Here is a 16,406-nt window from a genome sequence, read left to right on the forward strand (position 1 = left end):
GTGCGACAGTAACAATAAAAAGTGTGACATTAACACTTAAATGCCTGACAAATAAGGATATAATCCTGAACTTTCAGAGAGTCCCATTTTTTGACTTATCCGTTCTTTTCGCTTTCTAGAGGCGACAGCGGTGATATTAAAGAGCGACGAAATCTCTTTATTGGTAAGATCCATATACAAATAACTGATGTAACGGATGTCATTTGCTGTTAATTCTGGGTGGCGTCGTTTGAGTTCGGAAATAAAATTTTGGTTGACTTCTTCAAAATGTTTTAAGAAGCTTTCCCATTCATTATCGTTTTTTAGTAAACTTTTGAGCTCTTTAATTTTCTGATTGAGAAAGACATTTTTAGAAATTTCGCTTTGGCTCGACAATGAATTAATCACGTCCTTTAGCAGTTCATTCCTACTCGATATTTGTAGCGCTTTTGCTGCTAATTTTTGGTTTTGCGTTTCAATTTCGTTTTTAAGCTTTTCTTGTTCTAACAATAAAAAGGCCTCTTTAGCATGCAATTGCTTTTCTAACACCAAGTTATCGCTCTTCTCTTTTTCGAGTTCTAAGGCTATAATTTCCTGACTTCGGTCGTGTAGTATTTTGCGCTGCTTGTTCTTAATAAAACTATTCCGCAAGGCCCAAGATATTAACACAATAACCAAAGCACAAAAGCCTAACAAGGTATAGAGTCGTGCACGTTCTTCGCGTTGCTCTGCGCTACTTTGTTGTAATTCCCGACGGTAGTTAGCAATTTCAAACTTCACCTTATTCGCCTCAAAAAAGCGCCCATTCTTAATCGTTGACAGGGTTTCATTTAGTGCTATGATAGAGTCTTTGGCAACAAGCGCAGCCTCCATTAAGCCTTTGGCTTTATACAGTTTGGACAATTGCTCATAGGTTGAGATTTTAAGATCTGGATTTATAGCTGCTTCACGCGCCGCTTCTGCATAGGTAATAGCGGTATTGAGATCTCCCCTTTCTTGATATACATTAGACAATACGGTAAGTGTAGAGATCTTTTCTTCGGTAAATTCTATAGCGCTTAAACTCGGCAATAGTGTTTTAGCCAAGGTTTCGGCCGTATCTAAATCACCACGCTTATAATGGTTTTCAGCCAATGCAATATCTACTAAAAGTATTAAGTTAGCACGACCTTTAAGACGTTCTTTTGCTTCCTCTAAATACGCTAGGGCTTCATCTAATTTATTGAGTTCATTAGCAGCAAGTCCTAAATTAACCGCATAAAGTCCTGTTTTAATCGTATCGTCGTGTTCTATTGCCATGAGATACGCCTTGTAAAAATAGGCTTCCGCTTTCTCTGGCTCACCTTCTTTGCTATACAAAATAGCAATATTGTTTAAAACCGTCATTTCCTCGTTTTCATCGAGGTGTTTTAAAGCAATGGTATAAGCTTCTAAATAATTGTCTAGCGCCTCACCGTAATCTAACATGGAATAGTAATTGGCTCCAATATTATTTAACGCCAAAAACTGTTGTTTGTACCAATGGTTGTCTTCGGCAACAGTGCGGACTTCTGTTAATAGTTCTAAAGAGCTTGCATAGTCCTTATTGCTTCGAGCAGTAATGCCTTCAAGTAACAAACTGTCTAAGCGTTCTGTTTGTTGCGCACTAAGAATAAGACCAAAAAGAATAACTATACTCTGAACAATACGCTTCATACCTTGTGTACCTGTGAATCCTTAGCTTATAACTAAAGCGATAAATATAGTTTTTTTTTAGTTCAAGGAAAAACGCGACTGTACCCTCAGTCCCTTTTTCTATAGGGTGGCATAACGTTATACACTTAATGTAAGTTATAATAGTCGTATATCTATACCCCAATTGCAGCGTAGCTGTGAATCTCTTTTGTAAAACGAATTAGGGTTCCTAACTTACGCGTTAACTTCATAAGTTTAATAAGCGGCTACACGTAGCAGAAAAAAACAAAACCTCAATTCACCAACTCAAGCTGTTCAGTCCCTACCCTATAACAACGTTCTTCTCCAAGATACAATGGATTGCCATGTTTCTCAGACCAAAAACCATCTAACAAATCTTTAGTAATGCATTTGTAAACTACAACACCTTTATATATATGAGCATCATCTCCCTTATAATTAAAATTAATAACTAAGATGTTATCCTTAAAAAACCCAGTGCCTAATTGGGCTTGGCTATCATTAATCAACCACGTCGCCTCTATTCTATTGTTTTGATTTAAGGCTAATTCTAATAGCCCTTTGTAAGCGACACCGTCTTCATCTTGGTTGCTTCCTATAATAGTATAAGTGCCTGGTAATTCGTGTATGGTCATATGGTATTTAAGCTATATTCTTTTGGTATTAAGTCCTTCTATTTAGCGCTAGTCAAAAGTAATTCATATATAGAGTTCTACCAACCTCAAAACCTCAACAATCCTAAAAACAAATCGCTTCATAGCACTTATTTAAAGTCCTATGAAGCGATACCGCATTCTTATTCAAGCTTATCAACGATAATTTATTTTACTATAAAATCAGCATCGGTTAAGGTTTTCATAAATGCCACTATGCTTTCTTGCTCCGCTATGGTTAGATTTAATTCATCAAAAGGTAAGGTTTGAAATTCTTCATAAATCCCAATACCTTTTCCTCCACCACGATTATAGAAATCAACTACGTCTTCCAAGGTTTTATAAACACCATTATGCATATAAGGACCTGTTACATTAATATTTCTAACGGTAGGGGTTTTAAAAAAGTGTTTTCTCTGATCGGTACCAAACACGTTATAACGTCCTAAATCATCACTAATAACAGCATTAATAGTATCATTTGTTCCGGGCACCCCAAGTAATTCTAACTCTGTATCCTTATAATGAGGTGGAACCGTACCATTAAATAATGGTGGAAAATGACAAGTGGCACAAGCAGCCTTCCCCATAAACAGATTAAACCCTTGCTTTTCTTGGGCTGTTAAAGAGGATGCGATGCCTTCTATATTCTTATCAAATTTAGAATCGAAACCATTTAAACTACGCACATAACTTGCAATAGCATGTCTGATGTTAAAATCAATACGTTTGCTACCATACAAACTATCTATAGCCGCTTTGTATGTTGGATTTTGTAATACACGATTAACGATAGAATCCATTGGTAAATTAAATTCATCATGATTTTCGGCAACACCTACAACTTGTCCTTCTAAACTTCCTGCACGGCCATCCATAAAAAACGATTGTTGATAAGCACTGTAAGTAAGCGTTGGTGAATTTCTTACTTGTCGGGCATCAAAAGTCGTTCTACCATCGGTAAACGCCTTTTCTTTAATATGGCAACTTGCACAGGCCATCTCATTACTTCTAGATAGGGCTTGGTCATTAAAAAGTGCCTTTCCAAAGATCTCCTTTTGTTTTAAGTGAAGCGTATCACTCTTATAGTCTGAAAAATATAACACATTCACCGTATTGGCACCAAAAAAGGACGACGTGTTATTGGAAATGGCCATTTCAAATGGAAATGAAACGTTCCAGTCTTCCTGAGTTTTCAATATTAACTTTAATTGGGGATCAGTGTAATTCTTTATAAACCCAAAGCGATCAAACGTATCAAAATCAGAATCAAGCGCAGCAATCCCTTCTACAAAGGACGCTCTCAAGTCTTCATAAATAGCTTTAGAGCTAAACTTATCTTTACAAATATCTATCAACGCTATAAGCGTCTGGGTGGTATACTGACTTTCAGTTAAGGCTTGCCCTAAAACGGGGGAATCAAATCCTGTGATACCTGTAGCTGCGGTTCTCATTATCTGATCTCTAAGCAACCAAATCAGATGGTAGTCTTTTAATTTGATATGTGTATTGCGCTGTAACAACTTCAAGCGATCAGACGTAATTGTTAAGGCATTGTGTAATGATGCAGTATCTCCATCCTCCTCGTGTAACAACTCTTCTATCACCTGAAAACCGAACGGTTTTCTAATCTTCACATCGGTTAAATCCTCTTCTTGAACTTGTAAAATATTTGGAGCATTTAGAGATTTATAGTTGTTTTTATCTATAGAGGCCAAAACAGGTTCCATCGCTTTAAAATGCTGACGTGCTTTTTTATAATAAGCAATACGGTCTTCTGCATTTTTGGACACAGAAATGGAATCTAAATACGTGATGCAACGCTCTAGTTCTGAATTATAAAACAAGGCTATGTTCTGATCGGTAGCGTCAACGTTTACGGTTTCTGTCTGCTTTTTACACGACACTGTAATTAAAAGCAAAAGACATATACATTTTGTATATGTCTTCGCTTTCATAAATATATTATGATTCATGCTGTTATTTTATTATCTATCTAAACCTTTAATAACGTATAGCATTGAACCTTCTTTAGCATTAGATAAGTTAGGATTCGCTAATGGATCTGTAAAAGAGGTGCCATCAGCAGGATTCCAGCCATGGTTTTGTGTCATCACTAAAAACGTGTTTTCACCATTATTAACAACATCAGTGACATCAATCATACCTGTAATTTCCCAAGTACTAGAAGTAGAACCGTATCCTAAACTTTCTGCTCTCGCTTGGTCTGCTTCTAAAACGGTTTTTAATTCCCCTGTATTTAGGTTGTACTGGTACAGCTTAGCATAACCATTGATTGACGTATCTAAGTAGCCATTTGGATCTTCTTGAATGTAAGCGTAGTTTTCAGTCACTAAAATATTATCTGGTGAATGGAATCCATCTGCTGTACCACCTACAATATCACCATCTAATACACACGTAATAGTTGCAGGACCTGTTGGGTCTGTTTCATTTAATGTTACCTTGTACACACGACCTAATACAGATCCTTTTCCTACTAAACTAGCAGAGAAACGCCCTGTAACACAAAAATAGATTTCTCTTTGGTTTGCTGCAGAACCTCTTCTCCAATCAATATCTTCTAATCTAGAGAATCCCATAACACCTTTCGTTTTTGCCTCAGCATCTAGAGCATCAATTTCTGTTTCATTTAATTGTACAAATTCAGCACTGTAGGATGTACCTTCTTCCATATCCATTTCAAAATCAATACCAGCAGCTGTCACTTTTAATCCGTATAATTGACCTCCATATAAATCTCCACGGTTACCAACATACATTCCTAATTGACCTGAAGGCACATCATTATCTGCATGATCATCCCCAATAAACACCACCGTCTTATCTGGGTAAGCATCTTTTCCGATAGGAACAGCGTTCTCTGTAGACCATTGCCCCATAGCAGCTAAAGTTTCTCCAACACTAGCCTCCTCAACACTTTTATTTGGATTCGTTACAAACACCCCTTTTGAAGCCCCACCCCATTCTCCTCCTGAAAGGTACAATGGTCCAAATCCATGCTCTTCTTGTGTAATTAAAGTCCCTGAGCACATAGCTGTTTCAGCAGTTGCTGTAGCATTCAAAATATATTCACCATTATATGGTCTTAGATTTTCGTTTAACATAATTCTCGCTATAGAATAATCAGCCTCAATATTATTAATTAATGTAAAAGTATTATCACCATTATTAATTAATCCTGCACCATCTGCCATAGACCCATAAATAAAGTTAGGAGTATTTGGAATGATATCTTCTGAGGTTAAAAGTGTAGAAATTCTTAGGTTAATAAACTGATCTGTCACCTTTAAGAAGCTAGGTGTTTTTGATGACGCTAAATACACAGAAGCATCGCTACCATCTTCTCCGTCTATGCCGTCTGAACCATCCGATCCGTCAACACCATCAATGCCGTCCTTTCCATCTTCAACGTCACAACTCACTGCAAGTGCGCCTGATGCTGTAATAATAAATGCTAATAAAAATAGTTTAATAATTTTGTTCATAATTTAAGGTTGTTAGTGGTTATAATGTGTCCACAAAGCTAATTTTAGCCTTCTATAACCCTGTTAATTAATAAAAACCGTTTTATTAAATTACCGCTACCTTAGCGTTAACGGTATTAAGATACTATTACCAACACCTTCCATTTTAAACCCTAATGTTATCTTAAAATTAAGGAGACATACTATACCTTTTAGTGTGCTTATCTCACCTAACAACTCTAATGTATCCCTTAAGGCTTTTGAGTTTGTAATGCCGTACGGTTTGCTTTTTCATCGTTCATCGCTACAGAGTCTTCCCTCACAATGATGGTTAGCGTAATGCCATTATAGACAAACAAAAAGCTAATTAAACCTAAATGACTAAGATCTAAATGGTTTGAGTTAAAACAATGCTCCCATTACCACTACCTTTAGACTGCATTTTAAATTATAATCTTATGAAAACGACTTATTATATTGTAGCCTTAGCGTTACTAACTGTTTCCTTCTCGTGTAAAAATGAGACCTCAAAAGAAAGTACGGATACTAGAAATCCTATGAACGAAGAACTCACCGATACTCGGAATTATAAACAGGAAGGTAATTTTGAAAAAGATACATATACTTACAAAGAAAAAACGGGTGATATAGACCCAAACTGGAACCTCAATGATCCAGAACGCCAAATGCGCTTATATGCGCAATTTAAACTTAGCGAAGCCCAACAAGAGCGTTATGAAACAGCGCTCTCTAATTATATGAGTTCTGATACCGAGAATCCCTATGAAAGTCTATCTGCTGACGACCGTATTGTGACTGAAGCTAACATCTTAGAGGATATTCTCGATGATGAGCAGTTTGAGCTTTATAAGGCATGGGCTCATGCTAATGATTAGCGTTAGTTGCACCTTAAATAGGCATATACAGCTCTCCTCTTGAAGATTCAACTAAACTAAATCACATACAATTTTCAAATATTTTATACATCAAGCGTTTTCACTCCGTCTTCATTAATAATTTGTTTTGTCTTTTCAAAAGTATCCACAACAGCAAAGCCATTATAAAATGGCTCAATCATAGTATACCGTTCTTTATATAATTCATGTCCTTTCTTATCGATATGAAACCAACCATTTTTATCTTTGGCTGTAGCATAGTTTTTATGAAAAACTCCCAAGTCTAAAAATGTTTTGTCGTTTAGAACATTCCCTAACTTATCTATATGCTTATAAAAACCATTCAATTGCTTCACACAAGCATAACCATCTTTAAAATCTCCAACAAATCTATATTTGGATTCATAGATAGGGTTTCCATCTAAATCGATATGAAAATACTGATTATTAAAATCCCTAACAGCACATAAGTGTTCTTGATAATTACCAGTCCAAGCATAGTTTACATCATACAAACGCTCTCCCATGTCATCAATATGAAACCATGAATCATTATTTATTACACTTGCGCGATTGAAATAATATCCAAACGTTCGATTATAACGTGCTTTATAAACTTCAATACCTTTTACACTGATATGATACCAACCAGAAGCATCTTTAACAGGTGCTAGTCCTGGACTATGAAATTTTAAAACCTCATCGTATTCCTTATTAAAAAGTAGTTTTCCTTTATAAATAAATGAATTATTCTCTTCCGATACTTGTATAGCGCTCCAGTCCATTATTTAGTAAAAGTTAAAACGGTTTGTAATTCGTTAAGCTTTTTAGCTTCTTTAAACTTGAATCCATTCTGATTAGCTAAAGCGATATATTCATAAGACGAACGCTCATAACTCTCACACATAGCTAACATATTTAGTGACAACAAAGACAGATCTACAGCTATCTTATCGGAACAATTTTCAATAATATATAAATACCCTTTTTCAGGTAAGGCTTGATACGCATTATTCAAAATCTGAATTGCATTTTCCTCGTTCCAATCGTGCAAAATTCTTGACAATATAATAGCATCTGATAGTTGTGGTATTTCCTTAAAAAAATCACCCTTTAAAAGCTGAACATTCGCAATGGTATCACATTTATCAATAACCAAATCTAAATCGAAAAGAAAACACTCTACATCATTATTCTCAACTTTGATATTAGAAATCAATGCTCCATATCCACCACCAACGTCCATGACGCTTTTATGACGACTAAAATCAATGATAGCCGTAATATCTTTATAATCATCTTTTGCATAAGCAAACATGGCGTTATGATAATCATTAAGCTTATCGTCATTCTTATTCAAATACTCAAAGTAGCTGATCCCATATTTAGTTTCAAAAAAACTAGTGCCTGTCCTTATAGATACATCTAATTTACTCCAAGCATCTAAATGATCTCCTGACCAATTAAGACATGCGTATTTTAACGTTTGAGGGTGATGATCTGTTAATAATTCAGATAGCTTATTCAACTCATATTTATCTTGATTCTTATCTAAAAAAGAAATACTTAGCAATCCATTTAATAATAATTCTAGGTTGCTCTCTTCAATCTCTAGTTCTTTAGATATTTCAGCTACTGTTTTTCCTGAAGCCACTAAGACATCAAATAAATTCAACTTACAAGCTGCACTAACCGTCAAGTATTTCCAATGTTCTGTGAAAAAAGATTTTAAAAACGCTCTAGTATTCATGTAATAACTTTCTTTTTAAATTCATTATTTGTTTCTCCGTTAAACCGCAAGACAATAAATAGTTTATAATACCTCCTTCATTTTCAACCACATCTAGAGCTATGTTTAACTTATCTAGAGACACATCCATTTCACTAGTTAAATAATCAGTATTTAAATGAGCTTTTGGTGATTCCAAAAGAAGATGCAATAGCGAAAAGATAATCCCTGTTCTATCTTTTCCTGCGTGACAATGAATAGCAATAGTTCCGCTCTCGTGTTCTAAAATAGTTTCAAATGTTTTCTTTACCGCATCTTTACAACCCATGGCAAAAAAACGATATGCTATCTCATGATTAGAACCTTCATTATGCTTTTCCTTAAACCATTCGGGCTGATCCCAAGGGTCAAATTGCGCTTTAACATAGTGCACCTGACTTAATATTTCATCGGAATAAGAAATCTCCTCAATCTCTCTATCTGCCCTTAAATCAATTATTGTTTTTATGTTATTCTCACGCAGTAACACATTTAATTCTTCTGTATTCTGAAATAAAGCTAAAGCAGATGTTCTATAAATTAACCGCTCCTTCATTTTAGTATTAAACGCATTGGCATCTCTAAAATTCCAAAAAAAGTCACGTTTATAAATCCATTCGCAAAATGCTTTCAATTCCTCATATTCATGCACTGCAACTAATTTTTCTATGGCATTATAAAAGAAATCCAATAAGGCTCTTTTTCTTTTATTCGCCTCTGGAAGAAAAGTAGTGCCATTGACTTTAGAAAAACAAGCTTGTTCTTCTACTGTAAGCTCACTCGTCATAAAATTTTTAGGAAGGAAGTAATAGGCTGTTTTCCCCTTAGCTAAATAGTGTAATTGAATGGCAAGATGAAAAGCTATATTATAGAAATAATAAAACTGATAGCCATCGCTCCTACTATGCTTTGAGGAACAACTCTCAAACTCATAAACAAACTTATCGATTAAATTATGCACTTCCGAGGTGTCAATACCTTTTTTAGAATCAAGAAGTTGCATTAAGTACAATTCTATTTGTGTATGCTCCTTGTCTTTTTCATACAAAACAATCTCGTTTAGGTTGGTTATTTCTGACCCTAAAAAATCTCGTTTAATAGCTTCCATATTATAACATAAACCAAACTCTAACTTTGGTAGTTCTTTGAAATAAACAACAACCTTATGCCTTAGTTTAATGTAGTGCACACTATTTACTGTATCATCAAATGCATTTTTTATAATAGCTATAAAACCCTGCACATCAAAACTTTCGCTAACAATAAGTTTTATATCTAAATCTGAATTTCCTACAGCGTCTTTCCTTGCATAAGAACCATACAACAAAACAGCATCTACATGTTCTATTTGAGGTAAAATGGTCTTTACGTTTTCTATGGTGTTTAAATGTTTCATAAGGCTACAGGTTTACGCATGACACAAGTTTTACAAACAGATTTTGTTTTATAGTTATCCACTAAATCTTTATAGTGGGCACTATTTAAGACATCTTGAATGGAATCTGTTTTTATATTACCAAAATCACCTAAAGATTGCCTTAAATTATCTGGTGCACAACAAGGTGATATGTTTCCAGTAGCAGATATCCATAATTCTTGTTCTAAAAAGGGACATTCGTAATCTTCACGAACCTCTTTAATGGCATGATCTTCAATTGGAATAATATTCTCTAACAAAAGTTTCTCTCCATTGGGTTTTCTAAACACTTCTGCTGCTTCATGCGCTTCTTTAACATAGATATTCCATTGTTCTACACTTTCCGGAGTGGCGTTCATGGATAACCCTTTAATTTCATCAAAATGATCCCAAAGCTGATGCCCTTTTACACGATCTACTCCGAGTTCAGCTGCCAGTTTAATAATAGCGACCAATTCGTGCATATTATTCTGCATAAACGTTAATTGTAACGTTACACGACAGAAATAACCACTTGTTTTAAAATATTCATCTCTATAGGCTACAAATTCTTTGACATTAGCAATAGCTTTTTCAAAATCCAAACCATGCATCACTTCTTTTGAAGTTGCTGCTGTAGCTCCATTCCAACTGATTTTAACATCTGTAGTATTAGGTACTATCAACTTAGCCCAATCTAAAACACGCTTTTTAGGAAATGTCCCATTTGTAGTTAAATTGATCTTTATATAGTATTGTTTTGCTAAATCAAAAATCTGATCGAATTGCTTATACAATAAGGGCTCTCCCATGGTCGATGGTATAATCTCCTTCACACCTAACGCTGATGCTTGTTCAAAAATCTGTTGCACCGTTTCAAAATCCATACGTCTACGTTTCACTCCTGTGTCTTTATAAAGCGTATCTATAAAGTTACTATACGGACTATGCTCTTCACACATAATACATTTTAGATTACAATCTTCAGGATTGGTATCTATAGTCACTCTCCAAAATTTGCCAGCATTTGTATAACGTTTATAGAGACTCACTAAGTCATCACAATGTGCTTTAATATCTGGCACACTACCATCTTCCGATAACAAATAACCTTTAGCTCCATAGGTTCTCATTTTATCAGGATGAGACACCGCAAAATTTAATTGCTCAGCTAAAGCATCTATATCTCTATGTTTAAATAATAGTCCGTTAACATGATGTTGCACATATTCCTTCATTCCTCCAAAATCAGCAGTAATCACAGGAATTTTACAAGCTTGCGCTTCATGGATTACTAATGGCGAATTTTCTCCCCAAATAGAAGGCACCACAATACAATCAACATGTGCAAAGACATCATTTGCTAAATTATGGTTAATGTATTCGCCCATAAATTCCACCTTGTTCTCTATAGTTGCTGCTAATGCTTTTAAGGCTGCTGTACTTTGTCCATTCTCTCTACCGTAAATTTTTAAAACAGCAGGTGCTTTCACTTGCCTAAAAGCTTCTATTAATTGATCGATGCCTTTCGCCGGAATATGAGTTCCTATATAACCAAACGTAAATTCCGCTTTTGGTTGTGCTTTTTCTGTTGGTGTTAAATAATGCGTCGGAAAACCATAGTCTAAATAAGTGATTTTAGATTTAGGGATATCAAATTCGGAAACAAAACGATCTTCAAGATACTTAGAAGGTGCTATAAACAAATCTACTTTATCAATTATAGCTTTGGTGTCTTGCATTCTTCGGTGCACCCAATGACTCCAATTATCTACATCAATGTGCTCTTCTTCTTTATGGCCGCTAAAATAGACTTCATAACAACTAGTAGCGCATTTCCTATCTTCTTGCCCAGAGCACAACATCGTGTTATTTTCCTTACCTATACTACGGGTTAAAAATTGACCACGAGGACACATCAGCCAAAAATCATGTAATGTAAAAACAATAGGGATTCCTAAACCATTTAAAACATCTATGAGTCCTGTAGACAAATGATTAAGGTGTCCAACATGCGCAACATCGGGTTGTAATTGATCTACTAACTTTTTAAAGTTGTCATCTATTGCTTGATGCCTATAACCGTCTTTACCGTTAGGATTATTAACAAAATAGAGGTTTAAATTTGTGCTCACTTTTTCGTGACGAATGTCAAAATCCTGAGCATACGGATTCTGTTCTCTAGTAAAAACAGAAACAGTATGATCTTTTGATAATTCGTTACATATAGATTGACTGTAAACTTCCGACCCTGCATTGTAATGTGGTGGATAGCCATGAATTATTTTTAATATATGCATGTAATATGTATTCTTTTTTTAAAAGTTCAAAATAGTATTATTTGTAGTAATTTTCATTTAAAACTTAAATAAGTAACGTTCAGCTATCTTATTTACTATTGTTCTAATTAGTAATGCCTGTATCGCCAAATTTGGCAAAAACAGTAATTAACATACGTCGCTTAGTCACCACGGTCAAGCTTGTTATACAAAGACAATCCCCAGCCAAAATATAGCCTTGTCTTATAGCATTCATAATACATTCTTTTGATAACGTGAATTCTACCCTCTGACTACTCTTTGGTACCGCAACTCCTTTCCCCAAACACAACGACACTAAAAAAGGATCTATGTGACGCGCTCTTAAGCGTTCCTCAAAATGAGGGCTTTTCTTATAATTTAATATATATTTCATTTTTTTAAAATTTAACCTCGCCCTTAAAAAAGGCGAGATTTTATTAATAATTACTTTTTTGAACTTTTTGCAGCTGCACTTTGTGCTCTTGCTGCAAAACTCCCTTTTGTTACACCGCCTGAACCAGATGTTTTTACAGTACTAATTTGAATTCTCGAGGCTGCACCTCTCGTCATTGATTTTGATTTACTCATGATATTTTTATTTTTAATTATTAATACACTTAACACTAAAGAATAATCATGCCACAAAAATAAAAATACAGTAACCATTTAAAAATCAGACAAATAAAATAATTACAGCAAAAACATTAAAAATAATATATTACCTATAGATAATTATTTACCTTTATATAATGAAAACAACATACATCACTTGGCACTACACAACACATGGAGTAGCATATCTTAAACATATTTTAAGTTGCTTTTTCAAAAAAGGACATACACCTCAAAACTTACATTTTGATGAGTTAAATCAAATGGAACTGAACACTGTTTTCGACACACCTCAAGAACATGAGGGTTTTGTTTTCGACAAAGTGATTTACCTAATCGCACCACAAAAATCTTTCGACAAACTTTCAAGCAGACGGTTTAGCTATAAAAAAAACATTGTAAACGACGAAACAATAATAGACTTAGGATTAAGCCATATTTATGATGAAATCACTTCGAACGATGACTTATGCTACAACCTTTCAGAAGAACTCCGGTTTGTAAAAGAGAAATATCCAGATAAATATGATGCTTTCAAAAAATCCATTTGGAAAAACATACAACACTACCCAGTTCTAGAACAATTAAAATGGCTTAAAGAACACTCTAATTTCAATAACGTTTACAAAGACAAATTAGAGATTATCGAACTAGACGTAAACGACCTAAGAGACGAAAAGCACATCGCCAACAAAGTCAATGCTTGGCTTAAAAATAAAAGCAAAGAGCTTAAGGGAGCTGAAAATATTATAAATGTATCATTAGGAAGTAATGAGACACAGGTAGTATGGCATATTTTAGCTGAAGCAGAACAATTACCCCCAAACACGAGATTTATAAAAACATATGACGATAAATCTAGCGACAAAGAAAAACGATTTAAACCATTCTCAATCAAAGAAATACCCACCAACTTAATAACCTCTATAGGTGATGGATTTAGCTTGTTTTCAGAAACCAAATCTCCTTCAAGAAAATTAGTTGACAAAAAAATGGAAGTATTTCTAAAGTCCGGATTCTCTATTTTATTGCTTGGTGAAAGAGGAATAGGTAAATCTCACATCGCTGAAAAAGCAAAAAGTACACTAACAAATCAAAATAATCTCATACAAGCTAATTGTGCGTCTTTTGACAATGACAATACTGCAGAAGCTGAATTATTTGGGTATTCAAAAGGTGCTTTTACAGGCAGTCTTCCTGGTGGCAAAAATGGACTAATTGAAGAAGCCAATAAAGGTGTTTTATTTTTAGATGAAATTCATCACCTCTCTAAACTTGTGCAAGCCAAACTAATGAAAGCATTACAAACTGACAGAGATAACAAAATGTCTATTCGTAAAATGGGAGATAGCAAAGAAACTAAAGTAGAATGTCGCTTAATTTTTGCCACAAACAAAACCATAAAAGAATTAAGACAATTATTACTACCCGATTTTTACGACAGAATTGTACAGCATGTTGTAAACATACCCGCGTTGAGAGAAACCAAAGAAGATAGAATGGCAGACTGGGAGAAAATTTGGAAAGGTCTAAAATTCCCAGGAGCTTACAATATACCACAAGATGATAATTTAAATAAGTGGATAAAAACGCTAGACTTACCTGGGAACTATAGAGATTTACAAAAAATTGCCATGTACTATAATGCTTACTTAAATTTCGATGAAGAAACCAGAACGATGCTGAATGAGAAAACTCCGTTTTCTTATTCGAAAAAAGAATTCACCAAATACCACACGGTAAATACAGAACTAGAACACGAGAAATACAACTTTAATACTAAGCAAACAACGCAAGAAATGAAAGCTGATTATTTCTTTGAATTACAAAAATGGGCAGTAGATAAATTTAAAGGCAGAAAAAACGCGATAGAACATTTTAAATCAAAAGGAGATACAGTAACAGATAATACTTTTAATAAATGGAAAAATAAATACTCATTAAAATAACAACAAAGAATTTGTTTCAATTAACCAACTCACGACTTTGAGTCCCTACCCTATAACAACGTTCCTCACCAAGATACAACGGATTACCATGCTTCTCTGACCAAAAACCATCTAATAGATCTTTAGTGATGCATTTATACACCACAACGCCTTTATAAATCATCGCATCATCACCTTTGTAATTAAAATTAATGACTAAGATATTATCCTTAAAAAACCCAGTACCCAACTGCTCTTGATTATTATTAATTAACCATTTTGCTTTAATTCTGTTGTTCTCATCTAGGGTTAAGTATAGAGTTCCTTTATAAGTTACTCCTTCTGAATCTTGGTTGCTTCCAATAATATTGTAGGCTCCTGGTAGTTGGTTTATGGTCATATAATATTTAGTATCGTTAGTGTAGCTCTTAAAGCACCATAGTATTATAATTCTAAAAGATCTAAAATCCGTTTGGCAATATCAGCATTAAGCGTATTTGCATCATCCAAAACAGTAACAAACCCCATCTTACATTGATGATCAATCCGACTATGCTCATCTTCATGAACCTTTAAATAGTCATCAGTTAAATAAGATTTAAACTTATTTCCAGAAGCATCTCCAGGATATAAAAGCATAGCTTTTTCCGCATCCCAAAAACGACAATAGCTATACATCTGGCGTAGATCACTTACCGAAGCAGAACTTCTTAGTGGGCGTTTCCATTTCGTGTCTATGATAAAAGTCTTCTCTCCCTGTCGTAATACAATATCTGGTCGCAAACTATTGCTACCCCAAAATGATTTTGATTCTTGACCCGAAACCTCAATACTAGTACCTTCACAAGCTTTCTTAACTTGTTTTAGAATATAGGTTTCCCACAAATCATTCATATCAAACAAAAGGGACAACATCTTTTCTTTACCACTTGAAATGTCTGGAGAATAGTTTAAAATAATCAGTCGTGCTAACTCTAAAGCCTCAGTATAGCTGTTGGACTTCCGATTTAATTTAATAGTCTTGAGTTGCTGTGCTGTTATGTTTTTCTTATCTACTGCAGGAAAATTCAATAGCACTCTACTGCTTAAATCACAAAGCCGTGTACCTTTAGTAAATTGATCAACAATGGTTAAGGCTTTATACAATACCTGATGCAACACGTGGTTAGTATCATAAACTTGATGCGTCGTATAAAAACGTTCTTTATGAACCGCATTATGCCTTATATGACCTGCAAATTCTAACTTTCCTTTTAATGCTTTAGTATTTTGGGTTTGCTTTCGATACTGTTTAATAACTCCCTTTCGAATGAGTGTCTCTACCTCGTGCAAGTACAATTCAAAATAAACCTCTAACAAGTTAAGATGCTGTCGCTTTACATGAGCTGCACCAGAAGACTCTGCCTTTAGTTTGCCACACGCCTTAAGCATTTGAAGCAACACTCCTTTCCATCTATTATCGTCATCATCCTTATCAGCTTTCGGGTGAATCTCTATGGTTAAGCCATCCACCTGAATAACACCTACGTATTGGTTGAATTTTACACCTTTAGCAATAGGCTCAAAATAATGACCATCGTGGTAGTCATTGAGTTTCAGCAGTGCATCTAAATGCAGTTGCTTAAAACCCAACGCACCAACATACAAGCGTTGATGCTCAAAAACGGAAATGGATTTATGCGTTTTCAAGT

At 34.6% G+C, this 16,406-nt stretch carries 14 protein-coding genes; 2 read left to right on the forward strand and 12 right to left on the reverse strand.

All coding sequences use genetic code 11. The features are described 5' to 3' along the window. Window positions 1-36: 36 nt before the first annotated feature. The 4 genes from HM981_RS14460 to HM981_RS14475 all read right to left on the reverse strand — a co-directional run bounded on the left by HM981_RS14460 (window position 37) and on the right by HM981_RS14475 (window position 5,836). Window positions 37-1,674 (reverse strand): tetratricopeptide repeat protein, encoded by a 1,638-nt coding sequence (locus HM981_RS14460; RefSeq protein WP_179339517.1) that lies wholly within the window; start codon window positions 1,672-1,674, stop codon window positions 37-39. A gap of 272 nt (window positions 1,675-1,946) precedes the next feature. Continuing rightward, window positions 1,947-2,309 (reverse strand): hypothetical protein, encoded by a 363-nt coding sequence (locus tag HM981_RS14465; protein WP_179339518.1) that lies wholly within the window; start codon window positions 2,307-2,309, stop codon window positions 1,947-1,949. 185 nt (window positions 2,310-2,494) lie between these two features. Then, the gene (locus HM981_RS14470; RefSeq protein ID WP_246286287.1) at window positions 2,495-4,303 is read right to left on the reverse strand and encodes a cytochrome-c peroxidase; all 1,809 of its coding nucleotides are present in this window, start codon (window positions 4,301-4,303) and stop codon (window positions 2,495-2,497) included. A gap of 12 nt (window positions 4,304-4,315) precedes the next feature. Next, entirely contained in the window at window positions 4,316-5,836 is a 1,521-nt protein-coding gene (locus tag HM981_RS14475; protein ID WP_179339519.1) for an alkaline phosphatase PhoX, read from the reverse strand. A gap of 437 nt (window positions 5,837-6,273) precedes the next feature. On the opposite strand from HM981_RS14475, the gene HM981_RS14480 reads away from it, so the two are divergent. Then, on the forward strand, window positions 6,274-6,711 hold the full coding sequence (locus HM981_RS14480; protein WP_179339520.1) for a hypothetical protein: 438 nt from the start codon (window positions 6,274-6,276) through the stop codon (window positions 6,709-6,711). Window positions 6,712-6,794: 83 nt separating this feature from the next. Here HM981_RS14480 and HM981_RS14485 read toward each other — a convergent pair whose 3' ends face one another. The 6 genes from HM981_RS14485 to HM981_RS14510 all read right to left on the reverse strand — a co-directional run bounded on the left by HM981_RS14485 (window position 6,795) and on the right by HM981_RS14510 (window position 12,763). Further along, a complete protein-coding gene (locus HM981_RS14485) occupies window positions 6,795-7,496 on the reverse strand; it encodes a WG repeat-containing protein (RefSeq protein ID WP_179339521.1) in 702 nt (233 codons plus the stop codon). After that, a complete protein-coding gene (locus HM981_RS14490) occupies window positions 7,496-8,461 on the reverse strand; it encodes a methyltransferase (protein WP_179339522.1) in 966 nt (321 codons plus the stop codon). Before HM981_RS14490 ends, HM981_RS14485 begins: the two co-directional genes overlap by 1 nt. Next, complete coding sequence (locus HM981_RS14495) at window positions 8,451-9,875, reverse strand: tyrosine-protein phosphatase (protein WP_179339523.1); 1,425 nt, start codon at window positions 9,873-9,875, stop codon at window positions 8,451-8,453. The genes HM981_RS14490 and HM981_RS14495 overlap by 11 nt, the downstream gene beginning before the upstream one ends. Further along, complete coding sequence (locus HM981_RS14500) at window positions 9,872-12,175, reverse strand: glycosyltransferase (RefSeq protein WP_179339524.1); 2,304 nt, start codon at window positions 12,173-12,175, stop codon at window positions 9,872-9,874. Before HM981_RS14500 ends, HM981_RS14495 begins: the two co-directional genes overlap by 4 nt. A 103-nt stretch (window positions 12,176-12,278) precedes the next feature. Further along, window positions 12,279-12,569, reverse strand: coding sequence for a hypothetical protein (locus HM981_RS14505; protein ID WP_179339525.1), 291 nt, complete (start codon window positions 12,567-12,569; stop codon window positions 12,279-12,281). A 50-nt stretch (window positions 12,570-12,619) separates the two neighbouring features. Next, window positions 12,620-12,763, reverse strand: a complete 144-nt coding sequence (locus tag HM981_RS14510; RefSeq protein WP_179339526.1) for a hypothetical protein — start codon at window positions 12,761-12,763, stop codon at window positions 12,620-12,622. A gap of 161 nt (window positions 12,764-12,924) precedes the next feature. Between HM981_RS14510 and HM981_RS14515 the strand changes: the two genes are divergently transcribed. After that, window positions 12,925-14,736, forward strand: coding sequence for a sigma 54-interacting transcriptional regulator (locus HM981_RS14515; RefSeq protein WP_179339527.1), 1,812 nt, complete (start codon window positions 12,925-12,927; stop codon window positions 14,734-14,736). A gap of 16 nt (window positions 14,737-14,752) precedes the next feature. On the opposite strand, the gene HM981_RS14520 is transcribed toward HM981_RS14515, so the two are convergent. Beyond that, window positions 14,753-15,115 carry a hypothetical protein gene (locus tag HM981_RS14520; RefSeq protein ID WP_179339528.1) on the reverse strand — a complete coding sequence of 121 codons (363 nt, stop codon included), beginning with the start codon at window positions 15,113-15,115 and terminating at the stop codon, window positions 14,753-14,755. Between the two features lie 44 nt (window positions 15,116-15,159). Continuing rightward, the gene (locus HM981_RS14525; protein WP_179339529.1) at window positions 15,160-16,404 is read right to left on the reverse strand and encodes an McrC family protein; all 1,245 of its coding nucleotides are present in this window, start codon (window positions 16,402-16,404) and stop codon (window positions 15,160-15,162) included. Between the last annotated feature and the right edge of the window lie 2 nt (window positions 16,405-16,406).

Source organism: Winogradskyella ludwigii (assembly GCF_013403985.1).
Taxonomy (GTDB): Bacteria; Bacteroidota; Bacteroidia; order Flavobacteriales; family Flavobacteriaceae; genus Winogradskyella; species Winogradskyella ludwigii.